This window comes from Streptomyces nitrosporeus (assembly GCF_008704555.1).
GTDB classification, from domain to species: Bacteria; Actinomycetota; Actinomycetes; order Streptomycetales; family Streptomycetaceae; genus Streptomyces; species Streptomyces nitrosporeus.
In genome coordinates this window covers 7,310,137-7,334,239 of record NZ_CP023702.1, presented here as the reverse complement: position 1 = coordinate 7,334,239, position 24,103 = coordinate 7,310,137, and the positions used below count along the sequence as shown (strand labels likewise).

The following is a 24,103-nucleotide window of genomic DNA, read 5'->3' as shown; positions in this document are numbered from 1 at the left end:
AAGTCCGGGGTCCACAGGGCCGGCCGGAGCCGGGGCGGGTGAGCAGGCGGGCGGGTCACAGGAGCATGCGCAGCAGAGCGCGGCAGGCCGCGTCCTCGTTCCCGTACCGGGCGGACACCTCGTAGACGCCGCCAGGTAGCCGCCGTACTCGGAGCCGGAACGGTCCAGGCGCCGGCCGCGGCGCAGTTCGACGGGCCCCTTGTCGATCTCGCCGTTGGCCTCGGCGAAGCGGTCGTTCGGCGGGTACTTCCAGGTACCGGTCTCCTCGGCGCCTTCCCAGTACTTCCGTAGGAAGGCCGAGGGGACAGCTCGCCGGTGCGCTCGTACCCCTTGAGCAGGGGGCCGACGGGCGCCTCGGCCGGGTTGGGCAGCCACTCGGGCCCAGCCGGGCGTCGTCGAGGAACTTTCCGGTGCGGGCTCGTGCCCGACGGCGGCGGCCGTCAGAAGCCCGTGCTCCTGCTGGGGGTGCCGCGCTCGCGGCGGGAGTGGTCACCAGTCCCGCGGTCACACCCAGGGCGGCATGTACGGTACGGATACGGTTCGTTCGGAGGTTCCCTCGATCGCCGTGAGCACTCGGCCGACGACAAAAGGCAGCCGTTCGGGTGCGCGGCGTGTTCGCGCCATGCCGTGGGATTCCCCGGCGTGCGGTCCCGGGCGGTCAGGCCCCGGTGACACCGTCCAGGCGTTCCCTGAGCAGATCGGCGTGGCCGACGTGCCGCGCGTACTCGGCGATCATGTGGATGTGCACCATGCGCAGTGAGCAGAGCGCACCCCGCCACAGGAACGTGTCGTCCATACCGGCACCGGCCACCGCCCGGTCGGCGAGGCGCATCTCCTCGACGAGGCGGGTGTAGTCCTCCTCCGCCCGGCCGGGGTCGAGATCCTCGTAGTCCGCGTCCTTGCCCCGGGCGGGGTCGTACACCGGCGGTACCTCCAGGCCGGCGAACGACTGCCGGAACCAGAAGCGTTCGACCTTGGCCATGTGCCGTACGAGGCCGAGGAGGGTGAGGTTGGAGGGCGGGACCGTCGCTTCGGCGAGCTGCCGGCCGTCCAGGCCCGCGCACTTGAGCAGCAGGGAGTCGCGGTAGAAGGCGAGGTATCCGGCGAGCATTTCGCGTTCGCCGCCGGCGAGGGGGCCGGTGGTGCGGGTGACGTCAGGGGCTGTCCAGGTCATGATCCGATCATGCCTGTGCCCTCCGTCCCGGGCGAGGGGCGTTCCGGTCACGGCCGCGGTCCGGGGCAGGGCCCGCACGCCGAGCGGGTGCCCCGGCCGGTGGGCCGGGGCACCCGCGGTGCGGACGGTTCACTCACTCCAGGAGATCGCCGTACGCCCCCAGAGCCAGTGCGATGTCGGCCTGCGCCCAGAACCGGTGGTAGGTGAAGACCGGGGCGGCGCCGCCGTCCAGGTATGCCTGCACCTTGGGCCAGTTCGGGTCGTCCTTGTAGAAGGAGCGGATGGACAGGAACGTCGAGTCGTTGTCCACGGTGTCGCCGTTGGGCATGACGCCCGTCCAGCCGTTGGGCACATACACCGGGTCGTCGAACCGGTTGTAGTCGGCGCGCGTCTCGGGCACCGCGATGCCGAAGTCGTCCTGGTAGTGCTCCCACATACCGTCGAGCAGCGCCTCGGCCGTGGCCTTGGCCTCCGCGTCACCGGACTTGGCCGCGTAGTACGTCAGGGTCCTGGCGTACGCGCCGGCGACACCGACGTCGTTGGTGTAGTCGGCGACCGTGACATGGAGTCCGGCGTTGTCGCCCGGGGACGACGCGTTCCAGGTGTCCGGCGCCCCGGACCACCGGAGGGTCGACGGCATGAGGTAGGTGCCGTCCGGGTTGACGGTCGTCTCGGACAGGGCCCAGTCGACCCACTTGTCCAGTACGGCCTTGGCCTGGGCGTCGCCCGACTCGTGGTAGTACTCCGCGACGCGCTCCATGGACCACGCCTGGAAGCCGAACCACTGGTTGGACGGCGGGTCGTGGTAGACGGGCTTCTCGTCGTAGTACATGCCGTAGAAGGTCGGCGTACCGGCCGGCGGCTGGGCGTAGCGGCCCTGCCAGCTGTTGGTCGCGCCGCCCGCGATGGCGCCTTCGTCGGACTGGAGCCACTGGTAGAAGTCCAGCTGGCGGTCCAGGCTCTTGGCCCAGTCCTGCTGTCCGGTGGCCGACTTGGGCTTGAGGTCGGCGACCGAGCTGAGGGCGTAGGCCGCCATCGGGTTCTGGTATCCGCCGTGGGCGTGGCTGGAGCCGATCCTCCACGACCAGGCGGCCGAGGTGTCGGTGGCTCCGCCCCAGGCGTAGTACCAGGACATCAGGTAGTGCGCGCTGTCCTTGCCGGTGCCCGCCGGGCAGGCGGTCGGGCCGACGCAGTTGCCGACCTTCTTGAAGTACTTGTCGAACATGGAGTAGCGGAGGTAGTCGCCCATCTTCGCCGCCTTGCCGACGGTCTCGGCGACCTCGTCCTCCTTGCCCTGCTCCTCGGCCCAGACGTCCGCCCAGTACGCGGCCTGGACGGCGCGCGCGTCGGCGTCGGGGGCGTTGGTGAACTTCCACTGCTTGGCGTAGGAGGCGTCCCCGGTGAACAGGTCGAGGTAGCCGTTGTCGCCGCCGTAGCTGAAGTTGTCGCAGGTCGGGTGGGTGACGGTCTCCCAGACCGACTCCTGCGGGCCGCGCTGGAAGGTGTTGATGTAGGACGGTCCGGTCTCGGTGGGACCGGCCGAGCACTTCCCGGGCGTGTTGCCGTATCCGTAGACGTTGTCGACGTCCTGAATCCAGTGCATGCCGTAGACGTCGTCGGTGCCGTAGGCGCTCTTCAGCTCGGCCGCGATCGGGTCGGCGCCGGAGGACGCGGATCCGTTGAGGACCGCGGGGTACTCGTTCGGGGTGTCGTGCTCGGGCGCGTAGGTGGCCGGCTTCGAGGCGTTGTAGGCGGAGTTGGTGGGCTGATCGGCGTGGGTGGGGATCATGTACGTCTCCATGGTGTCCCACGCACCGTTGAACCTGGTCCAGTCACCGGTGAGCTTCCCGTACATGGCCTGGAGCCAGATCAGGTAGCTGTAGGCCTCCGACGTCGTCTCGTGCCCGTGGTCGGGGGCCTCGACGATCAGCGTCTCCACGGAGTGGTAGGGGATGCCCTCCGGTGAGAAGTAGCCGTTCGCCGGGTCGGTGATCTTCCCGTACAGGTCGAGGAAGCGGGCGTCGTACTCCTTGGCCGCGTCCAGCTGGGTCACGACGACCTCGGCCTTGCCGTGGCCGGGGGCCGACACGGTGAACGTCGCCGCGCCGCTGCCCGAGGCGTCGGCGGCGATCGTCACCTTCTGGGCGGTGGACCAGTTGGAGGGGGTGAAGGTGAGGCTAGCCCCGCCGGTGACGCTCAGTCCGGTGTTGCCGGCGGACCGGGCGACCGTGACGGTGACGTTCGAGGAGGGCGCCGTGGACAGCGACACGTCGAACGTCCCCGTCTTGCCCTGCTGGACGCCGAGCTGGGCCGGGGTGGCGACGACCGCCGGACCGGAGACGACGGTGATGCCGGAGGGCGGTGACTCCGCGGAGGCGCCGAGGCTGTCGTAGGCCCTGGCGTACACGGAGTGGCTGCCGGCCTTCAGTCCCGTCGCCTGGTAGGTGTAGGGGGAGGTGGTGTCGGTGCCGAGCAGGGTCGTGTCGTCGTAGAACTCGACCTTGCTGATCGTGGCGCCGTCGGCGGCCGCCGCGGTCGCCGCCAGCGGCACCGGATCGCCGGACGTGAAGACGGAACCGGCTTTAGGAGAGGTCAGGACCGCGATCGGCGGCTGGTGGGCCCCCGCGCAGACGGTGCCGTTGACGGCGAATCCGGTCGGCGCGGCGTTGGTACCGCTGTAGGTGAACTGAGCCCCCGTCGAAACGGCCGCACCGGCTGCGACGGTGCCGTTCCAGGCCGCGTTCTTCACGGTGACGGTCTTGCCGGCCTGCGACCAGACGCCGCTCCAGCCGTTGGTGAGCTGCTGGTTGCCCGTGTAGTCGTACGTCACGGTCCAGCCGTTGATCGCGGCGGAGCCGCGGTTGGTGAGCGAGAGCTCGGCGGTGAATCCCGAACCCCAGTCACTGGTCTTGTAGTCGACGCTGCACTGCAACGCGGCGGCCTGGGCCGGGGCACCCGCTACGGCGGTCATCCCCAGGGGGAGGGCGAACGCCGCCACGAATGCTGTCCACAGCCGTCTGCGTCCGGCTCCGGTTCTGCCGGGTCTTCCCGGTAACCGGGTTCTTCGTGCGCTACCTGATGGCATGCGCGGTACCTCCTCGCGGCTCGGCGACATGGGGGTGTGCGGGGGCTGATAACAAGCCTTGAACCAGTGGGAGCGCTCCCAGGATGGGGACGAGGAAAAAGAGAGTCAAGAGACTTGAAGAGTCGAATATCTTCGACAACAAGAGTTCGGAACGGGTGTGTTGACCGACGAGACTTGACGCTCTACGGTCAAGCCACACCAGTGGGAGCGGTTCCACCGGACGACGTGCCGTAGGGGGCACGCCGGACCTGTAAGGAGTCGCTCATGCGACATCCCCCGCACGTATCGCACCTGCACCAGCTGCTCCCCGGAGCAGTGCCCGCCCCGGCCGCCGGCGTTCGCGGTCCCGGGGCGACAGCTTCCGGTTCCACCTCCGCCACGCACCCGCGGGACGCCGCGGCGCGCACCGGCGGTCCGGTGTCCCGGAGCGGTGGGGGCGGCGGTGGAACCTTCGTCCGGCGTATCCGCGCACGGCGGCACGCCCGCACCACGGGTCCCTGACCGGGCCCGGTCAGACCCGGCCGTTCACACGGTCCGGCACGCCCACATCCGTCCGTATCCCCGGAAGAGGAGTCCCCGCAGGCCTGGACACATCACGGACCCGCACCACGCGGGCCAGACCGTCACCATGAGAAACCGGAACCGCCGGCACAGCGGCGACAGCCGCCCGGGCACTGTCGTGCCGCCGCCGGCCCGGCACCCCCACCACGTCCGTGCGAATGAACGCCGCCGGACCTCCGTGGCCCGGGTTCCGCCGAAGTCCCCTCGTCCCCCGACGAGTTCGGCGTCCCCACCCGCCCACGGACCTACCTGTCCGGAACGGTCCCGGAACACAGGGACTGCTCCACAGGTCCGTCCCCGGACAGCGAGAACGACGGTATCCCCACCCGTACGGAAACGGGTGCGCGTCCACAGCGCGCCCATGACAGTTGAGGAAACGGAATTCGTATGAGCCGCACGAGCCGTACCACCATGCGCAGGTCCAGAGCAGCACTCATAGCCGCCGGCGCACTCGTCGCCGCCGCGGCGGGCTCCGCCGCCGCGGCGGTGCCCTTCGGGTCCTCCGCCGCAGCCGCGGCCGGCTGCACCGTCGACTACAAGATCCAGAACCAGTGGAACGGCGGGCTGACCGCCTCCGTGAGCGTCACCAACAACGGTGCCGCGGTCAACGGCTGGACCCTGGAGTGGGCCTTCGCCAACGGTGAGAAGGTGAGCCAGGGCTGGAACTCCACCATCACCCAGAGCGGCTCCGCCGTCACCGCCAAGGACGCCGGCTACAACGCCTCCCTGTCCACCGGCGGATCCGCCACCTTCGGCTTCAACGCCACCGGCAACGGCAACAGCACCGTGCCCGCGACGTTCAAGCTGAACGGCGTCACCTGTAACGGTGACACCCCCGGCCCCACCGACCCGCCGGACCCGACCGACCCGCCGACCGGTGAGAAGGTCGACAACCCGTACGCGAACGCCAAGGTCTACGTCAACCCGGAGTGGTCGGCGAACGCCGCGGCCGAGCCGGGCGGCGACCGCATCGCCGACCAGCCGACCGGTGTGTGGCTGGACCGCATCGCCGCGATCGAGGGCGCCAACGGCGGCATGGGCCTGCGCGACCACCTCGACGAGGCCCTGCAGCAGAAGGGTGACGGCGAGCTCGTCGTCCAGCTCGTCATCTACAACCTGCCCGGACGTGACTGCGCGGCTCTCGCCTCCAACGGTGAGCTCGGCCCGACCGAGATCGGCCGCTACAAGACGGAGTACATCGACCCGATCGCGGCGATCCTCTCCGACGAGAAGTACGCGGATCTGCGCATCGTCACCACGGTGGAGATCGACTCGCTGCCCAACCTGGTCACCAACGCCGGCAGCCGGCCCACCGCGACGCCCAACTGCGACGTCATGAAGGCCAACGGCAACTACGTCAAGGGCGTCGGCTACGCGCTCAACAAGCTGGGCGACGCGCCCAACGTCTACAACTACATCGACGCCGGGCACCACGGCTGGATCGGCTGGGACGACAACTTCGGCGCCTCCGCCGACGTCTTCCACCAGGCCGCGACCGCCGAGGGCGCGACCGTCAGCGACGTCCACGGCTTCATCACCAACACGGCCAACTACAGCGCGCTGAAGGAGGAGAACTTCTCGATCAACGACTCCGTGAACGGGACCTCCGTGCGCCAGTCCAAGTGGGTCGACTGGAACCGCTACACGGACGAGCTGTCCTTCGCCCAGGCGTTCCGCAACAAGCTGGTCTCGGTGGGCTTCAAGTCCGACATCGGCATGCTCATCGACACCTCGCGCAACGGCTGGGGCGGCGCGAACCGGCCGTCCGGCCCGGGTGCCGGCACCAGCGTCGACACCTACGTGGACGGCGGGCGCTACGACCGCCGTATCCACCTGGGCAACTGGTGCAACCAGTCGGGAGCCGGTCTCGGCGAACGGCCGCAGGCCGCACCCGAAGCCGGGATCGACGCGTACGTCTGGATGAAGCCCCCGGGGGAGTCGGACGGATCCAGCAAGGAGATCCCGAACGACGAGGGCAAGGGATTCGACCGGATGTGCGACCCGACCTACGGCGGTAACGCACGCAACAACAACAACCCGTCCGGGGCGCTGCCCGACGCCCCGGTCTCGGGCAAGTGGTTCTCCGCCCAGTTCCAGGAGCTCATGAAGAACGCCCACCCGGCGCTCTAGTGCCGCGACCGGCTGGTTCCGCTCCGGCACGACGGGGCGGAACCAGCCGGGAGGGACACCGGCACGGTGTCGGTCCGGTTCCATCGCTTCCCCGCCGGAACCGGACCGACGGCCACAGCTTCACCCCCTGACAAGGGCGCGTCCGCGTGGAGTCGCCGCGGGCGCGCCCTTCCTCGTCCCCACGGGGCCACCGCGAGGGCGGCGTGAGAGCCGGGCGGAGGCCGCGCGGACGGACGGCGCGGAGGCGGGGTGCGGGGGCGGGGAGGCGGGGTGCGACGATGGCCCCATGAGCGCTCAGAGCAAGGACGAACTGCTCGCGCACGCCGTACGGCTGCGCGAAGAGGGCCGGCCCGAGGAGGCCAGGGAGCGCCTGCTCTCCCTCACGGCACGGTTCCCGGAAGCGGCCGATGTGGCCTACCAGACGGCGTGGGTCCACGACGTCCTCGGCCTGGAGGCCGAAGCGGTCGCCTACTACGAGCGGAGCCTGCAGGGGGACGGGCTGAGCGACGAGGAGCGCCAGGGGGCGCTGCTCGGCCTCGGCAGCACGTACCGGGTGCTCGGCAGGTTCGGCCAGGCAGCCGAGACCCTGAGGCGGGGCGTGTCGGAATTCCCGGACAACGACGCGCTGCGGACCTTCCTGTCCATGGCGCTCTTCAACACCGGCGATCACCACGAGGCGATGCGCATCCTGCTGCACGTGGTCGCCGGGACGAGCGGCAGCCCCAGCGTCAAGGCGTACCGGTCGGCGATCGAGTACTACGCGCGGGATCTGGACCGGACCATGTGAAAGCCCCGGCCGGATCGGGGGAATCCAGCCGGGGCGGCTCACGGGTGGGTGGAACGGCATACGCGCCGCCCGCCCCACGTATAGATGAACGATAAACCACCCCTGGACGTTCCCGGGAACGGGCGGGCCTCCCTGTGATCCACACCACGGCTGCCTGCGGGTTCGTACCCGCCCACGGCCCCGGGCGGGGGTCAGCGCGTCTCGCGGAACAGCACGTGGCGCCCCTCGACCGGGTCGAACTTGCGCAGTTCCAGACGGTCGGGGCTGGTGCGGCGGTTCTTGCGCGTCGCGTAGGTGTGGCCGGTGCCCGCGGTCGACCGCAGGAGTACGACGGGCCTGGTGTCACTGCGTGCCATGAATACCTCCGGACGGAAACCCGGTCCCGTCTTTTCATCGGGAACGGATGTCGTTTTCATTACGCCTGCCACAACACCCCTCCACCCGCCGGCATTCCCGCACCCCCTCCCCGCGCCCCTCATATGCCCTGCTCCCGGCCGGGAGCGCCGTGCAGAGGCCGTGCGCGCGGGCGCGCGGCCGACGACTCGCGCCGGTCGACTTGCGTCAACTCCTCGACGGGGGCAAGGGTGTTCGGCGGACCATAGGCCCCACCTCGCCGAAGGCATATGCCAGAAGCAAGAACGGGTCGAGTGTTGCCAAACCCCTTACGGGCACCCCCGGGCTGTGCAACAGTCGTGTCCGGTCCACCCCACGAACCGGCCGTGCCGTGCCTGTATCGGAGTCGAGATGCCGTCCCATCTGTCCGCGGACCGCCCCACCCCGCAGCAGCCCGAGCGGAGCGCGGTCGACGCGCTGATCAGCCGCACCCGGCGGCTGCGCGGGGATGTGGCGGCGGTACGGCAGGGCACCTCCGTGCTGGACGAGGACGACCCCCGGCTGCGCTGGCGGCACGCACTGTGCGAACTCGCCGTGAACCAGCTCGACGACCTCGGCGCACAGCTCGGCCAGCTCAGGGACGGCGTCCCCGCGCAGCCCGACCACGGCGCCGGGGAACGGCAGGCGGACGGCTCCCCGCACGGCGGCACCGACGGCGGATCGCTCCTGAGCCGGACCGGCTGCGCGGAGTGGAACCTGCTCACGGACGAGGTCAGCTGGTCCGAGGAGTTGTACGAGATCTTCGGCAGGACCCCGGAGGCCGGGGCCCTCTCCCTGGACGAACTGCCGTCCGTGGTCCTCGCGGAGGACCAGCCGCTGCTGACCTCGATGGTCACGGGGTGCCTGGTCGACGGCAGGCCCATGGACGGCGAGATCCGGGTGCTGCTCCCCGACGGGGGGATGCGGACCCTGCACGTCATAGGCGAACCCGTCCTCGACGCCGACGGCTGTACCGCCTCCATGTGGGCGGTCCTGCGCGATGTGAGCCGGCTCCGGCGGAGCCAGCACAGGGTGGAGCGGACCCGGGCCTCACTGGGCAGCCAGGAGCGCCGGGCGCGGGCCGAGCACCGTGCGGCGGCGGAGCTGCACGAGGCCGTGCTGCCCGCCTGGCACGGTGCGCTGCCGCTCCCCCCGCCGGGCCCCGGCGGCCTGGACGTGGCCGCGCACCGGCTCCCCGCCGACGCCCCCGATCTGATCGGCGGTGCCTGGTACGACGCCCTGCGGACGCCTGACGGCCGGACCCTCCTGACCGTCGGGGACCTGACCGGCCACGGCATCGCGGCGGCCTCGTCCATGGCCATGCTGCTCGGGGCGCTGCGCGGGATGGCGATGGCCGGCGTCGAGCCCGGTGCCGTACTGAACCATCTCAACCAGCTGATCGAGTGCTCGGCCCGGCCCGTGCTGGGCAGCGCCCTCTACTGCTTCTTCGACCCGGCGACCGGCCTCCTCACCTGGGCTCAGGCGGGACACCCTCCGCCGTTACTGTTCCGCGACGGCGTGGGACGCCCGCTGCCGGCCCCTGACGGGGTGCTGCTCGGTGCCGCGTCCGGGGTCGCCTACGAGCAGGACCAGGAGGCCCTGCTGCCCGGGGACGTACTCGTCCTGCACACCGACGGACTGACGTGTCGCGGTGACGGGGCGCGCGGCCCGGAGGGACTGCTGGGCCTGGCCCCGCGGTTCGCTCGGGCCGGAACGGCGCAGGAGTGCGTCCGGGCGGTCGTCGAGGAGTTCGGAGCAAGCGGGCGTCCGGATGCCGCGTGCGTACTGGTGGCCCGCGTCGGGACGTGAGGGGTTGCCGCGGGGTGCGGTGCTGCTCTCGCCGCAGCGCGTACCGCGGGGAGCGAAACGGGCGGTTCATCCCGGGGCGCTCAGATCCGGGTGCCCGGTGACGGCTTCGGCGCGGGGCGGGGCAAGGAGTGCTCGATCTCCTCTCGCAGATCCTCGATCTTGGCGTATCCGGCGAACTGGCCGGTCAGCCGGTACATCTCGCGCAGCCGGTCCCAGGTGCGGTGCGAGGAGGTCTCCCCCATCGACACCAGGGCCAGACGTGCGTAGCGGTCCGCCTGCTCCGGGTCGTTCGCGATGAAGCAGGCCGACGCGAGCGAGATGTAGTCGAAGATCTTCGACCGCTGGCGGCCGTTCATCCGCAGATCGAGTGCCTGCTTGGCGTGCCGCTGCGCGGTGGTCGCCACGGACGGGTCGTGCTCGGCCAGTGTCCGGAAGGCGAGGGCCTGCATCCCGTGCAGGTCCGCCTCGTCGAACATCTGCATCCAGCTGGGGGACGGCACGTCGCCCTTGTCCGAGACGAAGAGCTCCTCGGCCTCGCCGAGCGTACGCCGCATGGCCTGGCCGCGGCCCAACGACGCCTGCGCCCACGCCTCGATGGTGTGCAGCATGGCGCGGGTACGCGGCAGGGTCGAGTCGCCGGAGCCGGACTTGGCGAGCTTCATCAGGTCCAGGGCTTCGTCGGGACGGCCCAGATGGACCATCTGGCGGGCCGCACGGGACAGCGCCTCGCCGGCGCGCGGCCGGTCGCCGCCCTCGCGCGCCGCGTGGGCGGCGATGACGAAGTACTTCTGCGCGGTCGGTTCGAGGCCGACGTCGTGGGACATCCAGCCCGCCAGTACCGCGAGGTTGGCGGCCACGCCCCACAGCCGGCGCTGCAGGTGGTCGGGGTGGCGGTAGGCGAGCATGCCGCCCACCTCGTTGAGCTGGCCGACCACCGCCTTGCGCTGAAGACCGCCGCCCCGGGAGGCGTCCCAGGCCCGGAACACCTCCACCGAGCGCTCCAGCGCCTCGATCTCCTCGGAGCCGACGGGCGCGGCCTCGTACAGGTCGAAGCCGGCGTTCTCCACGGCCAGGGGGTCGTCGGGTCGGGGGCCGCGCGCCGCCGGAGCGGTGTGCAGCCAGTCGTGCATGGCGCCGGTGATGGCTGATCCCGCGGTGAGCGCTGCGCCCGCGCCCACCAAGCCGCGTCGGTTGAGCATGAGGTCCATTCCCGTGAATTCGGTGAGGACCGCCGCCGTCCGCTCGGGCGCCCACGGCATTCCGTCGGGATGTTTCTCCGTCCCGCGCTCCCGCCGCTTCCCCGCACGCCCGCGTCGTCCGAACCCGAGGTCCTCGATGGTCACGACACGGCCGAGCCGCTCGGTGAACAGAGCCGCCAGCACCTCGGGCACGGGGTCGCGGGGGCGCTCCCCCATGTCGATCCAGCGCCTGACCCGCGAGGTGTCGGTCGCCAGCTGGGGGTGGCCCATGGCCGCCGCCTTCCGGTTCACCATTCTCGCGAGTTCCCCCTTGGACCAGCCGGCCAGACCGAACAGGTCGGACAGACGGGTGTTGAGGCGGGTGTTGGGTTCTCCGGTCACGTCAAGCCCCCAGGTTCTCGGCTGACTTGACACTAACCCCCTGTCAGATGCGCGATGCGAATTCGCCAGGCTTTCGCCAGGGCACGCTCGGTGGTCCGCTACCCGTGTCCCGGTGTCAAGTAGGAAAGCGCCACCCCGCCCGGCAGCCCTCGGTACTCCCCAGGGTGCCGAACGGCCGCCCGGCGGGGTGGCGTACGCAACCTGTCGGCGCGCGAAGGGATCTGTCTCCCCCCATGTACACAGCATCGTCCTCCGTGTCCGCCCCGCCCCGGCCGCTTCGTCCCATGGGGGCGGGCGGGCCGTATCTCGACCCCCGCGCCGTGTCACCGGTGTCCGGCACGGGTCGGACCCGGCGGGCCGCGGGGCAGGGCACCCAACCGCTCAGCGGGCGGCTCGACCTCTCGGGTCCTCAGGGCGCGCAGCTGAGGATGGCCATCGCCTCGGTGCACCGGGTCTGTCCGGAGTTCAATCCGGTCCAGGTGCTGCGGCGCAGCGGCCGCTCGGTGCTCATCGTGGGGACCACGGGCCGGGCGACCGCCGTGGCGAAGTGCTTACTGGACCACTCCCCCGCCTGGACCGAACGGTTCCGGCACGAAATAGCTGCATACCGCGCCTTCGTGCGGCACCGCCCGCCGGTGCGGGTCCCCCGGCTCATCGCAGCCGATCCGGAGAACTGCACCCTGGTGATCGAGCGGATGCCCGGCCGGGTCGCGGCACTGACGAGGCACCCGGCCGAGGCGCCGCCGCGTGCCGATCTCCGCGCGGTCCTCGACGCGGTCAGCCGGCTCAACGAATGGCGGCCTCCGGCCGGCCTGTTCGACGCGCCGCTGGACTACGCCTCGCGTATCGCCCGGTACCACGAGCTGGGCCTGTTCACCGACCGGGACCTGGGAGACCTGCAGAAGCTGCTCCACGGCCTCGCGCACGCGGGCGGGCGCCAGGGGATGGGCCAGTTCTGTCACGGCGACGCCCTGCTCTCCAACATCCTGGTGCCGCCCACCGGCCCCGTGCTGGTCGACTGGGAACACGCGGGCTGGTACCTGCCGGGTTACGACCTGGCGACCTTGTGGACGGTGCTCGGGGACGCTCCCTCGGCGCGCCGTGACATCAGCAAGCTGGCACAGAGGAGGGGGCCCGCCGCCCGCGACGCCTTCCTGGTCAATCTCATGCTGGTGCTCACCCGGGAGATCCGCACGTACGAGACCGCGGTGCAGCGGGCCATGCGGGACGGGGTACCGGCACCCGCCGGTCCCGTGCGGCCGGGTGCCCTCACTTCGAGCGAGGAGCAGCGGCGGCTGCTCCGCAGGCTGCACGACGACTGCGCGATGGCACGCCGGGCGGTGCGCGCCGCAGTAGGGACCCGCTGACGCACGGGGGACGCGTGCTGCGGGACCGGTGCCGACACACCGGGTCCCGCAGCACGCGACAGTGCGTTCTCACGCTCCCGCCCCCTCGCCGCGGCGCCGGCGGGGGGGGGCGGAGCCATGCCTTCCGTCCGCGCGCAGGCCGGATCACGGTCGAGACGACCACCCCATAATCGCCACGCTTATATGACTATTTGGGCTCTCGTGTAACCCGAACGGCTCAGGGGTAGTTCTGGCGCCGACAGGCGCGGTCCGTCCGGACCGTGCCGCGTTCCGAAAGGCCGACACGTACATGGCACAGCCCTTCACACTGCCGGACTTCTATGTGCCGTACCCGGCGCGTCTCAACCCGCATCTGGAGGCCGCCCGGAGCCACACCCGCCGGTGGGCCCGCGGGATGGGGATGCTGGAGGGGTCCGGCGTCTGGGAGGAGAAGGACCTCGAGTCCCACGACTACGCACTGCTGTGCGCGTACACCCACCCCGACTGCTCGGCCGAGGCGTTGTCCTTGGTGACGGACTGGTATGTGTGGGTCTTCTTCTTCGACGACCACTTCCTGGAGCTGTTCAAGCGGACCCACGACCGGGAGGGCGGGAAGCGGTACCTGGACCGGCTGCCCGCGTTCATGCCGATGGACCGCGGCGCGGCGATGCCGGAGCCGGCCAATCCGGTGGAAGCGGGGCTGGCCGATCTGTGGACGCGGACGGTCCCGGCCATGTCGGACGCCTGGCGGGCGCGGTTCGCGGAGGCGACGGAGAACCTGCTCAACGAGTCGCTGTGGGAGCTCTCGAACATCAACGAGGGCCGTATCGCCAACCCGGTCGAGTACATCGAGATGCGCCGCAAGGTGGGCGGCGCCCCGTGGTCGGCGGGCCTGGTGGAGTACGCGGCGAACGCGGAGGTCCCCGCGGCCCTGGCCGGCGCGCGTGCCCTGCGCGTACTGCGGGACGCGTTCTCCGACGGCGTACATCTGCGCAACGACCTGTTCTCGTACCAGCGCGAGGTCGAGGACGAGGGCGAGAACAGCAACGGCGTGCTGGTCCTGGAGCGGTTCCTGAAGTGCTCCACGCAGGAGGCGGCGGAGGCGGTCAACGACCTGCTGACCTCACGGCTGCACCAGTTCGAGCACACCGCGCTGACCGAACTGCCGCCGCTGTGCGCCGAGAAGGGGCTCACCGCCGACGAGACGGTGGCCGTTCTCGCCTACGTCAAGGGGCTGCAGGACTGGCAGTCGGGCGGTCACGAGTGGCACATGCGCTCCAGCCGTTACATGAACGGCGGCGGTACGGCCGGCTCCGTGCCCGCCTTCGGGATGGCGGCCGCGTCGGTCCGCCTCACGCCCCGCTCGGAGTCGGCGCGGCTGCGCCGTCATTCCCATGTCCCCTACCAGCACGTCGGCCCGTCCCTGCTGCCCGAGTTCGAGATGCCCTTCACCACGACCCTCAGCCCCTATCTGGAGGGGGCCCGGCTGCGGATCGTGGAGTGGTCGCGGCGGATGGGCCTGCTGGAGGCACAGCCCGGGGTGCCCGGCTCCCACATCTGGGACGAGGAGCGGCTGGTCGCCACGGACCTCCCGCTGTGCGCGGCGGGCCTGCACCCGGACGCCACGCCGGAGGAGCTCGACCTGTCGTCGGGGTGGCTGACCTGGGGGACGTACGGGGACGACTGGTTCCCGGTGGTGCACGGCAGGACCCGGGACCTGGCGGGGGCGCGGCTGGCCAACGAGCGGCTGTCGCTGTTCATGCCGCTGGACGGTGAGGCGGTGCCGGACCCGCTGAACGCGCTGGAGCGGGGTCTCGCCGACCTGTGGCACCGGACCGCGGGCCCGATGGACGCGGCGGCCCGGCGCTCCTTCCGCACGGCGGTGGAGTCGATGACCGAGAGCTGGCTGTGGGAGCTGGCGAACCAGGCGCAGAACCGGGTCCCGGATCCGGTGGACTACATGGAGATGCGCCGCGCGACCTTCGGCTCGGACCTGACGATGAGCCTGTGCCGCCTGGGGCACGGCAGGAAGGTCCCGGACGCGGTCTACCGGAGCGGCCCGCTGCGGTCCCTGGAGCACGCGGCGTCGGACTACGCCTGCCTGCTCAACGACCTGTTCTCCTACCAGAAGGAGATCGAGTACGAGGGCGAGGTGCACAACGGCGTCCTGGTGGTGCAGAACTTCTTCGGAGTGGACTATCCGACGGGCGTGGCGATCGTGCACGACCTGATGAAGGCGCGGATGCGCGAGTTCCAGCATGTCGCCGAGCACGAACTGCCGGTGCTGTACGACGACTTCGCTCTGGACGACGAGGCCCGGGAGACGCTCGCCGGCTATGTGGTGGAGCTTCAGCACTGGATGGCGGGCATCCTGATCTGGCACCGGGACTGCCGGCGTTACCGCGAGCAGGACCTGCGGCGGGGCACCGGAGCCCCCTGGCACCTCGGCGGTCCCACGGGGGTCGGTACGTCGGCGGCGCGGATCACCCGGCTGCTGTCGCAGGGACGTTTCAGCCCTGCTGGAACAGCTCTGCCGGCAGGGGCTTCAGCAGGGCGTACAGATCGTCCGTGATGGGCCGGTCCCAGCTGGCGATGGTGACCAGCACCCCGTCGCTCCGGTCGAACTGGACACAGGAGATGCGGCTCTCGGAGAGCTTGATCCGGCGGACGACGAGGAGGCTGTCCCTCTGTATGACGGGAACGTCCTCGGTGCCGGTGACCTCGACCGGCTCGTCGTTCTCGAGGGCGAGGAGGAGCTGAGCCACCTCGAAGGGGACCTGGCCCTCCTCGGTCTCGCGGGCGGGTGAGCCCTCCGGGAGGTTGCCGATGATCATTGCCGGGCCGCGGCCGCCGAACAGGTCGTAGCGCAGGAAGACGCCCTGGCAGCTCCCGTCCGGGGCGGGGAGCAGGCCCGCACCGAGGTTGCCGGGCCAGTCCCCGGGGTCCATGGCCAGGACATCGAAGTCCGGGCCCGCGGGTGTGGCGGCGCTACGGCGGCGGAGGAAGGACATGGGGGCCATGTTACGTGGCCCGGCTCACGTTGCGGAGCCGGGCGGCTCCTACGACTCCGCCGCCAGTGCCTCCAGCACCCGCACCGCTTCGGCCCCCCGCCCATGGGGGACGAACAGGTGATCGTGGTGGTAGCCGGCGACCATGTTGCAGCCCATCCCCGCGTCGGTGAGGGCGAGGGAGACCGCCGCGGTCAGCCCGACGGCGTCGAGGGCGGAGTGCACGCGCAGGGTGATCCAGGCGGCCACGAAGTCGTGGGCGAGCCCCGCCCGTACCGCCTGGCTCTCGGGGAGGACGAGGGTGAGGCCCTCACGCTCGGCGACGGTCACCACGGGGTCCACCCCGGGAGGCGTCCCGCCGTCCGGGAGCGTCGTGAAGACGTAGCGGCCGGGGTTCAGCTCCGGCCGCATGCCGCGCAGCAGGGTCCTCAGGTCGCGTTCGCCGGTCATGGGGCCACGTTACGGCCCACGGGCCCGGCCGTCCGGGTGCCGCACAGGGGCCGGTAAGCCATTCGGGCACGCCATGTGTGCGTACGCACACCCTGCGTGGCAGCGCCCCGGAATCGCCCCTAGCTTCGGCTCATGAGTACACGACACATGAGCAGAAAGCGCCTCACGCGTCTGGTGGGGGCCGCCGCCGGTACGGCCACCGCGCTGGGTCTCGCGACGGTCCCCTCCACCGCGTCCGCACCGGGGCACCACGTCGTGCGCCCGGGTGACTCGATCCAGAGCGCGGTGGACGCGGCCCGGGCCGGTGACACGATCGTCGTCCTGCCCGGCACGTACCGCGAGAGCGTCCTGATCACGAAGCCCGGGCTGACCCTGCAGGGCGCCGGTGACCGGACGGTGATCGCACCGGCGGTGGCGAAGGCCGGGGCGGCCGACGGCACCTGCGCGAAGGCCGGCAACGGCATCTGCGTCATCGGCACGAAGTCGCGCACGGTCGACGATGTCAGCATCCGCTCCCTGACCGTCTCCGGTTTCGCCCGGAACGGCGTCTGGGCGTCCTGGACGGACTCCCTCTCCGTACGCGACGTGACGTCGAAGGAGAACGGGACCTGGGGCATCGCCCAGGAGCGTTCGACCCGGGGCCATCTCCGGGGCAACACCGCGACGGGCAACGGGGACGCGGGGATCTTCGTCGCGAACTCGGTCACCGAGGAAGGCGGGGCCACCGACACCGGGGGCACCCTGATCCAGGACAACGCCCTGAGCGACAACCGGATCGGGGTCACCGTCCGCCGTGTGAGGAACCTGGCGGTCGAGGGCAACCGCATCACCGGCAACTGCAGCGGGGTGTTCGTCGTCGGTGACGAGTCCAGGCCCGCGGCCGGGTCCATGACGGTCAGCGGCAACCAGGTCCTGGAGAACAACAGGTTCTGCGCGGCCACGGAGCGGCTCTCGGCGATCCAGGGGTCCGGGATCGTCCTGACCGGCAGTGAGAAGACGGTCGTGCGGGACAACGTCGTACGCGGCAACGCGGGCACCACCGCCCATTCCGGCGGGATCCTGCTGTTCAAGAGCTTCGTGGGAGCCCTCAACACGGACAACACCATCAGCGGCAACCTCGTGCGGGACAACCGGCCGGCCGACCTCGCCGACCGGGACACCTCCGGCACGGGCAACACCTTCGTCAGCAACGAGTGCGGCACGTCCGTGCCGGCCGGAATGTGCGCCCAGTGACGGCCGGCCGCCGCGTCGGCAGAATCGAGTCGGTATGACCACCCTGAGTCCCACCCCCGAGACCACCCCCCTCGCCGCCGCCCCCGTCTCCTCCGCTCCCGCCTCTCCCCCTCCGGCCATGCAGCTGAGGGAACTGGCGTTCGGAGCGGCCCGTGCCGCCGCGCTCCGCGCCGCGGCCGGGCTGGGAGTGGCCGACGCGCTCGGTGAGTCACCGGCCACGGCCGAGGAGCTCGCCCGGGCGGTGAAGGCGGAGCCGGCCCCGCTGCGGCGGCTGCTGCGCGCGCTGAGCTGCTACGGCGTCTTCGCCGAGACCGAGGACGGCACGTTCGCCCACACGGAGATGTCCCGGCTGCTGCGCGAGGACGATCCGCACAGCCTGCGCTACATCTGCCTGTGGTGCACCGAGCCGTGGACGTGGGAGGTCTGGCCGCGGCTCGACGACGCGGTGCGCTCCGGGGCGAGTGTCTTCCCCGAGACGTTCGGCAAGGGCTTCTTCGACTACCTCCACCAGGACGCCGGCGAGTCCGCCCAGGTGTTCAACCGCGCCATGACGACGTCCAGCGTGCAGTCCGCCCGGGACGTCGCCGATCTGCTCGACCTCACCGGGGTCTCCTCGGTGGCCGACATCGGCGGGGGCCAGGGCCATGTGCTGGCGAGTCTGCTGGAGAAGCACCCCGCGGTGCACGGCACCCTGCTCGACCTGCCCGGGGTGGTGGCCGGGGCGGACGCCCGGCTGCGCGACGACGGCCCGCTGGCCGGCCGGGCGAGGATCGTGCCCGGCGACTGCCGTGAGGAGATCCCCTTCGAGGCCGACCTCTACATCATCAAGAACATCCTCGAGTGGGACGACGGGAGCACCCGCCGGACGCTGCGCAACGTGGTCGCGGCGGCGCGTCCCGGCGCCCGGGTGGTGGTCATCGAGAACCTCGTCGACGACACCCCCTCGATGCGGTTCACGACCGCGATGGACCTGCTGCTCCTGCTCAACGTCGGGGGTGCGAAGCACACCAGGGAGAGTCTGGTCACGCGGATCTCCGACGCCGGCCTGAAGATCCGCGAGGTCCGCCCGGTCAACGCCTACCTCCACGCGTTCGAATGCGTGGTGCCGGGCTGATCCGGCTCCCCCCGGGTGCCGGACCGCCCCGGCCCGGCACTCGGGTGCCGGGCCGGGGCGGTCGCCGGTGGGTCAGGCGGATCCGTCGCGCTGCCACCGGTAGAACTGCTGCGCCATCGCGTCCTTGGGACCGCGCCAGGTCTGCGGGTCGTACGGGCTGACGAAGGCGGTCAGCCGGTCGCTGATGGCCTTGAACTCCGGATGTCCGGTCACCTTCGCGATCTCCGGGCCCGGGGGCCTGTCGGATTCGATCAGGTGCAGGTACACGTCCCCGAACTGGAACAGCGTCCGCCTGTTGACCCCCACCAGGTGCGGGAGTTCGGTGTCGTCCGACGCGGCGAAGAGCTCGGCGATGTCCGGTGCGGAGTCGGGGGCCATCCGGGCGACGATCAGTGCGTGATGCATCTGGCTGCCTTTCGGTCCTCAGTTGACCGGGACCGAGGCGGACCGCCGTTCCCGGTCGCGCTGCTCGATCTTGTCGCGGATGAGTTCCAGCTGGACGCGGGAGTTGCGGTTGATGTTGTCGGTCATCCACTCGTCGTCGACCGGGGCGTCGGGGCGCATCGCGAAGTCCTGCCGCCAGCGCATCCGGGTGCCTCCGGGGACCTCCGAGTACTCCCAGCGGATGTCCATGTGCTGGAACGGCCCGGTCTCGACCCTGTGGGCGCGGACAGTGCGTCCGGCGCGGTCCGTGGTGCGCTCGGAGACCCAGCTCCAGACCTTGCCGTTGTCGTCGGGGTGCATGGTGAGCCGGAAGGTGGTCGTCTCGCCCTCCCGCTCGATCACCTCGACGGAGGCGTACTCGCTGAACAGCCGGGGCCAGTTCTCGAGATCGTTCGTCATGTCCCAGACCAGGTCCAGGGGGGCGGCGATGGTGATCTCGTTCTCGGTGTGTCCGGACACGTCAGACTCCTGTCAGGGTGGTGTTCACGAGGTCGAGGAACTCTCCGGGCGTCCTGCACCGGTCGGCGTCGGCCGGCAGCGGGCGGCCGTAGCGGTTCTCGAGGGCGGCGACGATGCCGAGCAGGCCGAGCGAGTCGAGGCCGTACTCTTCGAACGCGGAGCCGGGACGGCTCTCCATCTGCGCGGGGTCGACGGTGAGACCCGCGCCGCTCTTCATGAGTCCTGCGAGCTCTTCGTACGTCAGTCGGTCGGACACGGGGATCGCTCCTTGTCACTCAGTGGTGTCGTTGGGGTGCCGCAGCACCAGGGCCGAGTTCGAGCCCATGAGGCCCCGGCTGAGCACCAGTGCCGTGCGGAGCCGGGCGGGGCGCGGACGGCCGGTGACCACGTCGAGGTCGTGGCACACCTCGAAGACGTTGGGGGTCGGCGGGACGAGGCCGTGTTCCATGGCGAGCACGGCCGCGGAGACGTCCAGGACGGGCGCTCCGCAGTAGGCACGGCCGATGCCGGCCTTGGGCGCCGTCACGGGTACGCGGCGCCCGTGCGGGCCGAGCGCGTCGGCGAGGGCCAGTGCCTCGGCCCGGTCCGCGGCGGGGACCCCGAGGGCGTCGGCGAAGACGACGTCGATCTCCTCGGGAGCGCAGCCGGCCTCGCGCAGAGCCCCCTCGACGGCGTGGGCGAGTCCCTCCCGGGACTGTTCCCACCGGCCCGCTCCGGTGAAGGTGGCGGCGTGTCCGGCGAGTTCGGCGCGGGCCCGGGCGCCGCGGGCCCGCGCCGCCGACGCCTCCTCGACCACCAGCATGGCGCCGCCCTCGGCAGGCACGAACCCGCAGGCGTCCGCGGTGAACGGCCGGTAGGCGCGGGCCGGGTCGTCGCAGACGCTGAGGTCGTCGTAGCCGAGCTGGCAGACGACGGAGTACGGTGCCAGCGGCGCTTCGGCGGCGCCGACGACGACCGCGTCCGTGCCGCCCCGGACCGAGCGCGCGGCGTGCATGAGGGCGTCCAGGCCGCCCGCCTCGTCGCTGGCCACGACGGCGCAGGGGCCCTTGAAACCGCCGCGGATGGAGATCTGGCCGGTGCTGGCGGCGTAGAACCAGGCGATGGACTGGTAGGGGCCGACGAACTTGGGTCCCTGCCCCCACAGCCGCTGGAGCTCGCGCTGCCCGAACTCACCGCCGCCGGACCCGGCGGCGGTGACCACGCCCACTTTGAAGGGGGCGTCCTCGTAGTCGGCGCGGCCCAGCCGCGCGTCGTCGAGGGCGAGGTCGGCGGCGGCCATCGCGTAGTGGGTGAACCGGTCGGTCTGGACGAGGAACCTTTCCTCGACGGCGGTGACCGGGTCGAAGTCCCTGACCTCGCCCGCGACCCGCAGAGGCAGGTTCTCGCAGCCTTCGCGGGAGACCCGGTCGAGGACGCTGACGCCTTCCTGGGTCTGCTTCCAGAAGGCGCCGGCGCCGGTCCCGTTGGGGGCGACGACGCCGATCCCCGTGATGACGGACCTCCGGCGTGCCGAGGTGCTCATGGAGTCCTCCCGCCTGTTCGGGTCAGGGCCACGGCGGACTGGAACCCGCCGAAGCCGCTGCCGACCGAGAGCACGCTGCGCAGCTTGAGCGGCCGTGCGGTGCGTGGTACGTAGTCGAGGTCGCACTCGGGGTCGGCGGTCTCGTAGTTGGCCGTGGGGGGCACGGTCTGGTGCCGGAGCGCCAGGACGCACGCGGCGATCTCGATGGCGCCGATCGCTCCGAGCGAGTGCCCCACCATGGATTTGATGGAGCTCATCGGCACCTTGTACGCGTGCTGCCCCAGGGCCCGCTTCACGGCCGCGGTCTCGTGCCGGTCGTTCTGCTTGGTGCCCGAGCCGTGCGCGTTGACGTAGTCGACCTGCGAGGGGTCGGTCCGGGAGTGCGCCAGAGCCGTGTTGATGGCCTCGGCCATCTCCAGGCCCTCGCTGGTGAGCCCGGTCATGTGGTAGGCGTTGCCGAAGGTGGCGTAGCCCGATATCTCGCAGTAGACGGTCGCCCCGCGGGCCCGCGCGTGCTCCAGCTCCTCGAGGACCAGGACGGCTCCGCCCTCGCCCATGACGAACCCGTCGCGGCGGGCGTCGAAGGGCCTGGAGGCGTGTTCCGGGTCGTCGTTGTTGGCGGAGGTCGCCTTGATGGCGTCGAAGCAGGCGACGGTGATGGGGGTGATCGGCGTGTCGGAGGCTCCGGCGACGCAGACGTCGACGCGGCCCTCCTCGATGGAGTGGAAGGCGTAGCCGATCGCGTCCAGACCGGAGGTGCAGCCGGTGGAGACGGTCTGGACCGGGCCGTGCGCCCCGACCTCTTCGGCGACGGCCGAGGCGAGGGTGCTGGGCGAGAAGGCGCGTTCCAGATGGGCGCCGGCCGGCCGGTGGTCGACGTCCCAGCGTGCTCCGCTCCCGCTGACCGCGACGTAGTCGTGTTCGAGCCGGGTGGTGCCGCCGACCGCGGTGCCGAGGGAGACGCCGACGCGCCAGGGGTCTTCCCTCTCCGGGTCCAGGCCGGCGTCCTGGAGCGCTTCCCTCGCGGCCACCAGGGCGAACTGGATGTACCGGTCGGAGCGTGCGATCAGGCCGTCGTCCAGGCCGTGCGCGACGGGGTCGAAGTCGACCTCGGCCGCGATCCGGGAGCGGAAGGGCGCCGGGTCGAACAGGGTGATGCCTCGTGTCGCGGTGCGGCCGTTCGACAGCAGGTCCCAGAAAGCCGGGGCGCCGATGCCTCCCGGCGCGACCACACCGACTCCGGTGACGGCGACACGCCGGGTCATGACGCGGCCCCCGTCCGTTCTGGCGGCGCGCCGCGCTCGGCCACCGCCGTGTCGGTGATCTCGGTGTCCACGTGTCCGAGTTCGGGGCGCGGGGCGAGCGGGCCGAGGTGGAAGACCATGCGCGCCTCCTCGTCGCCGACGTTGCGGAAGCGGTGGCGTACGTGCGGCGGGATGAGGAGGCCCTGGTCGGGCCGCATGGCGTGGGGTTCGCCGTCCAGGTCGACCTCGAGGAGGCCCTGCACCACGTACACGAACTCCTCGGAGTACGGGTGGTAGTGCTCGCCGATGCGCTCACCGGGGCGGACGATGGCCAGCCCCATGAAGCCGCTGGTCGCTCCCACGGCGGTGGGTGTGAGCATGGCGCGCAGATCTCCTCCGCGCCTGCGGTTGGGCTGCGTCTCGCTGAGGTCCACGATGCGAGGCCGGTGCGTGGTCATGACTGCTCTCCTCCGGGCGCGTTGCGCGTTGTTCGGGTGACGGCGGCGCGGGCCGGTGCCCGGCTGCCGGGGTTTCAGGAATCGGGGGCCTGCCGGTCCGTGACGAGGGTCATCTCGGCCTGCGAGAGGAAGCGCGCGGCTTCGGGGTCGGTCGTCGGCAGGCCGTTGGCGCCGCCTTCGAGGAGCCGGCCGAACACGGCCGCCTTGCGGGCGCCGCCGATGCCGAGTGCCTGGGCGGGCTGCGCGTCGAGGGGGCCGCTCACCTCGAGCAGGCGGACCACCACGTCGTCCCGCTGGAAGATGGTGCTGCTCTCGATGGGGCCGGCGATGTCCTCTGCCGCCTCCTCGTCCTGGCCGGCGAGCAGTCGTGCCAGTGCCATGCCGCAGCCCTCCTTGGCCTGGTAGAACAGCGCGTGCCGCTCGAGCTCCTCCGCCGTGTGCCGGCCCGCCTTGACGTGATGGACGGTCGGCAGGGCGGCCCGGGTGAAGAACATCCGGGCGGAGTCGGGGTCGGCGAGGTCGCGGTCCTGTTCGAGGTAGGGGTTGATGGCCTCCTCGACGGCCCTGACCTCGGGCTGGCGTGAGACGTGCCGCAGCGCGGCCATCAGGTCGCCCTCGACCTCCACCGCGCGCACCACCCGGTTGCCGTGCATGAAGAGCGAGGTACGGCGCAGCCGGGTGTTCTCGTCGACGCGCGCCTGCGGGGAGTCGTAGTCGGCGAGGATCTTCGCGACGATGTCCTCCGTGCCCGGCTTCACCGTGAAGGTGAGGGCGTGGCGTACGACGCCGTCGCCCAGACGGGGAGCGGACTGGAGGCGGCCCTTGAGGGGTTCGGGGACGTTCTCGAAGGCGGCACCCGTCTCGCGCAGCACGCTGAACCGCAGCGAACGGGTGTCGCGTACGCAGCTGTGCAGGGGCTGTACCGTCTCGACGTGCTCCTCGCTGTTCACCCACGCGAGGAAGGGCGGCGCGCTCTCCCATTCGCTGGTGATGAGCCACTGCGAGGGGTTCTCGATGGACTGGCAGAGCTGGTCGCTGATGTGCCCGGGAATCGAGGCGACCTGGTTGCGCATGTGCTCGTACGCCTCGAGGAACTGGTTCTGGGCGCCGTCGTGCAGGTCCAGCAGGAGTATGACCCGGAGCCTCGATCCGTCGAAGGCGGACTGCGATATGCGTTCCGAGAGGGTTGTCATCTTTTCGCTCTCCTTCGAGGACGCTGCGGTGACCACGTCCGGTGGCCCGGCGCCATCCGTCGGTTTCGGTGGAAGCGGAGTGGGTCCCTCCCCCGCTGATGCGGCGTGCCCGCCGCGCATCCCGTGTATCGCTC

Annotated in this window: 20 protein-coding genes and 1 pseudogene; 7 read left to right on the top strand and 14 right to left on the bottom strand. The window is 71.2% G+C overall.

Going from position 1 to position 24,103, the window contains the following annotated elements:
- Positions 1–69: 69 nt before the first annotated feature.
- The 3 genes and pseudogenes from CP967_RS34970 to CP967_RS32635 all read right to left on the bottom strand — a co-directional run.
- Positions 70–535 (bottom strand): annotated as a pseudogene (locus CP967_RS34970) (hypothetical protein); the annotation flags it as partial.
- Between the two features lie 123 nt (positions 536–658).
- On the bottom strand, positions 659–1,174 hold the full coding sequence (locus CP967_RS32640) for a DinB family protein (RefSeq protein WP_150491423.1): 516 nt from the start codon (positions 1,172–1,174) through the stop codon (positions 659–661).
- A gap of 133 nt (positions 1,175–1,307) precedes the next feature.
- Complete coding sequence (locus CP967_RS32635) at positions 1,308–4,145, bottom strand: glycoside hydrolase family 48 protein (protein WP_229888451.1); 2,838 nt, start codon at positions 4,143–4,145, stop codon at positions 1,308–1,310.
- Positions 4,146–5,231: 1,086 nt separating this feature from the next.
- Between CP967_RS32635 and CP967_RS32630 the strand changes: the two genes are divergently transcribed.
- Positions 5,232–6,950, top strand: coding sequence for a glycoside hydrolase family 6 protein (locus CP967_RS32630; protein WP_150492157.1), 1,719 nt, complete (start codon positions 5,232–5,234; stop codon positions 6,948–6,950).
- Between the two features lie 286 nt (positions 6,951–7,236).
- Positions 7,237–7,737, top strand: a complete 501-nt coding sequence (locus CP967_RS32625; RefSeq protein ID WP_150491421.1) for a tetratricopeptide repeat protein — start codon at positions 7,237–7,239, stop codon at positions 7,735–7,737.
- A 191-nt stretch (positions 7,738–7,928) separates the two neighbouring features.
- On the opposite strand, the gene rpmG is transcribed toward CP967_RS32625, so the two are convergent.
- On the bottom strand, positions 7,929–8,093 hold the full coding sequence (rpmG, locus tag CP967_RS32620; RefSeq protein WP_150491420.1) for a 50S ribosomal protein L33: 165 nt from the start codon (positions 8,091–8,093) through the stop codon (positions 7,929–7,931).
- Positions 8,094–8,481: 388 nt separating this feature from the next.
- On the opposite strand from rpmG, the gene CP967_RS32615 reads away from it, so the two are divergent.
- Positions 8,482–9,918 (top strand): SpoIIE family protein phosphatase, encoded by a 1,437-nt coding sequence (locus tag CP967_RS32615; RefSeq protein ID WP_150491419.1) that lies wholly within the window; start codon positions 8,482–8,484, stop codon positions 9,916–9,918.
- 80 nt (positions 9,919–9,998) lie between these two features.
- Here CP967_RS32615 and CP967_RS32610 read toward each other — a convergent pair whose 3' ends face one another.
- On the bottom strand, positions 9,999–11,498 hold the full coding sequence (locus CP967_RS32610) for a DNA-binding protein NsdB (RefSeq protein ID WP_150491418.1): 1,500 nt from the start codon (positions 11,496–11,498) through the stop codon (positions 9,999–10,001).
- A 233-nt stretch (positions 11,499–11,731) separates the two neighbouring features.
- On the opposite strand from CP967_RS32610, the gene CP967_RS32605 reads away from it, so the two are divergent.
- Together CP967_RS32605 and CP967_RS32600 are read left to right on the top strand one after the other, a co-directional pair.
- Positions 11,732–12,865, top strand: a complete 1,134-nt coding sequence (locus CP967_RS32605; protein ID WP_150491417.1) for an aminoglycoside phosphotransferase family protein — start codon at positions 11,732–11,734, stop codon at positions 12,863–12,865.
- Between the two features lie 289 nt (positions 12,866–13,154).
- Positions 13,155–15,416, top strand: a complete 2,262-nt coding sequence (locus tag CP967_RS32600) for a family 2 encapsulin nanocompartment cargo protein terpene cyclase (RefSeq protein ID WP_150491416.1) — start codon at positions 13,155–13,157, stop codon at positions 15,414–15,416.
- Here CP967_RS32600 and CP967_RS32595 read toward each other — a convergent pair.
- Positions 15,355–15,855: a hypothetical protein gene (locus CP967_RS32595; protein WP_150491415.1), complete on the bottom strand. Its 501-nt coding sequence runs from the start codon at positions 15,853–15,855 to the stop codon at positions 15,355–15,357. The genes CP967_RS32600 and CP967_RS32595 overlap by 62 nt on opposite strands.
- A gap of 48 nt (positions 15,856–15,903) precedes the next feature.
- Positions 15,904–16,302, bottom strand: coding sequence for an ACT domain-containing protein (locus tag CP967_RS32590; protein WP_150491414.1), 399 nt, complete (start codon positions 16,300–16,302; stop codon positions 15,904–15,906).
- Positions 16,303–16,449: 147 nt separating this feature from the next.
- Here CP967_RS32590 and CP967_RS32585 point away from each other — a divergent pair, with 147 nt between their 5' ends.
- Positions 16,450–17,535: a right-handed parallel beta-helix repeat-containing protein gene (locus CP967_RS32585; protein WP_150492156.1), complete on the top strand. Its 1,086-nt coding sequence runs from the start codon at positions 16,450–16,452 to the stop codon at positions 17,533–17,535.
- Positions 17,536–17,569: 34 nt separating this feature from the next.
- Complete coding sequence (locus tag CP967_RS32580) at positions 17,570–18,649, top strand: methyltransferase (protein WP_150491413.1); 1,080 nt, start codon at positions 17,570–17,572, stop codon at positions 18,647–18,649.
- A gap of 72 nt (positions 18,650–18,721) precedes the next feature.
- On the opposite strand, the gene CP967_RS32575 is transcribed toward CP967_RS32580, so the two are convergent.
- From CP967_RS32575 to CP967_RS32545, 7 genes are all read right to left on the bottom strand, one after another.
- Positions 18,722–19,054 carry a TcmI family type II polyketide cyclase gene (locus CP967_RS32575; protein ID WP_150491412.1) on the bottom strand — a complete coding sequence of 111 codons (333 nt, stop codon included), beginning with the start codon at positions 19,052–19,054 and terminating at the stop codon, positions 18,722–18,724.
- Positions 19,055–19,072: 18 nt separating this feature from the next.
- Entirely contained in the window at positions 19,073–19,552 is a 480-nt protein-coding gene (locus tag CP967_RS32570; RefSeq protein WP_150491411.1) for an SRPBCC family protein, read from the bottom strand.
- A gap of 1 nt (position 19,553) precedes the next feature.
- On the bottom strand, positions 19,554–19,808 hold the full coding sequence (locus CP967_RS32565) for an acyl carrier protein (protein ID WP_150491410.1): 255 nt from the start codon (positions 19,806–19,808) through the stop codon (positions 19,554–19,556).
- 15 nt (positions 19,809–19,823) lie between these two features.
- Positions 19,824–21,074 carry a beta-ketoacyl synthase N-terminal-like domain-containing protein gene (locus tag CP967_RS32560; RefSeq protein ID WP_150491409.1) on the bottom strand — a complete coding sequence of 417 codons (1,251 nt, stop codon included), beginning with the start codon at positions 21,072–21,074 and terminating at the stop codon, positions 19,824–19,826.
- Positions 21,071–22,339, bottom strand: a complete 1,269-nt coding sequence (locus tag CP967_RS32555; RefSeq protein WP_150491408.1) for a beta-ketoacyl-[acyl-carrier-protein] synthase family protein — start codon at positions 22,337–22,339, stop codon at positions 21,071–21,073. The genes CP967_RS32560 and CP967_RS32555 overlap by 4 nt, the downstream gene beginning before the upstream one ends.
- Positions 22,336–22,776 carry a cupin domain-containing protein gene (locus CP967_RS32550; RefSeq protein ID WP_150491407.1) on the bottom strand — a complete coding sequence of 147 codons (441 nt, stop codon included), beginning with the start codon at positions 22,774–22,776 and terminating at the stop codon, positions 22,336–22,338. The genes CP967_RS32555 and CP967_RS32550 overlap by 4 nt, the downstream gene beginning before the upstream one ends.
- 74 nt (positions 22,777–22,850) lie before the next feature.
- Positions 22,851–23,969: a TcmI family type II polyketide cyclase gene (locus CP967_RS32545; RefSeq protein WP_150491406.1), complete on the bottom strand. Its 1,119-nt coding sequence runs from the start codon at positions 23,967–23,969 to the stop codon at positions 22,851–22,853.
- Positions 23,970–24,103 lie beyond the last annotated feature (134 nt).

Bases quoted from the DNA above. Each gene is read 5' to 3' on its own strand.
- CP967_RS32575 (WP_150491412.1), bottom strand. From the start codon at position 19,054: ATGCATCACGCACTGATCGTCGCCCGGATGGCCCCCGACTCCGCACCG.
- CP967_RS32585 (WP_150492156.1), top strand. From the start codon at position 16,450: ATGAGCAGAAAGCGCCTCACGCGTCTGGTGGGGGCCGCCGCCGGTACG.
- CP967_RS32580 (WP_150491413.1), top strand. From the start codon at position 17,570: ATGACCACCCTGAGTCCCACCCCCGAGACCACCCCCCTCGCCGCCGCC.
- CP967_RS32625 (WP_150491421.1), top strand. From the start codon at position 7,237: ATGAGCGCTCAGAGCAAGGACGAACTGCTCGCGCACGCCGTACGGCTG.
- CP967_RS32640 (WP_150491423.1), bottom strand. From the start codon at position 1,174: ATGACCTGGACAGCCCCTGACGTCACCCGCACCACCGGCCCCCTCGCC.
- CP967_RS32615 (WP_150491419.1), top strand. From the start codon at position 8,482: ATGCCGTCCCATCTGTCCGCGGACCGCCCCACCCCGCAGCAGCCCGAG.
- CP967_RS32595 (WP_150491415.1), bottom strand. From the start codon at position 15,855: ATGTCCTTCCTCCGCCGCCGTAGCGCCGCCACACCCGCGGGCCCGGAC.
- CP967_RS32550 (WP_150491407.1), bottom strand. From the start codon at position 22,776: ATGACCACGCACCGGCCTCGCATCGTGGACCTCAGCGAGACGCAGCCC.
- CP967_RS32555 (WP_150491408.1), bottom strand. From the start codon at position 22,339: ATGACCCGGCGTGTCGCCGTCACCGGAGTCGGTGTGGTCGCGCCGGGA.
- CP967_RS32630 (WP_150492157.1), top strand. From the start codon at position 5,232: ATGCGCAGGTCCAGAGCAGCACTCATAGCCGCCGGCGCACTCGTCGCC.
- rpmG (WP_150491420.1), bottom strand. From the start codon at position 8,093: ATGGCACGCAGTGACACCAGGCCCGTCGTACTCCTGCGGTCGACCGCG.
- CP967_RS32600 (WP_150491416.1), top strand. From the start codon at position 13,155: ATGGCACAGCCCTTCACACTGCCGGACTTCTATGTGCCGTACCCGGCG.
- CP967_RS32560 (WP_150491409.1), bottom strand. From the start codon at position 21,074: ATGAGCACCTCGGCACGCCGGAGGTCCGTCATCACGGGGATCGGCGTC.
- CP967_RS32590 (WP_150491414.1), bottom strand. From the start codon at position 16,302: ATGACCGGCGAACGCGACCTGAGGACCCTGCTGCGCGGCATGCGGCCG.
- CP967_RS32635 (WP_229888451.1), bottom strand. From the start codon at position 4,145: ATGACCGCCGTAGCGGGTGCCCCGGCCCAGGCCGCCGCGTTGCAGTGC.
- CP967_RS32545 (WP_150491406.1), bottom strand. From the start codon at position 23,969: ATGACAACCCTCTCGGAACGCATATCGCAGTCCGCCTTCGACGGATCG.
- CP967_RS32605 (WP_150491417.1), top strand. From the start codon at position 11,732: ATGTACACAGCATCGTCCTCCGTGTCCGCCCCGCCCCGGCCGCTTCGT.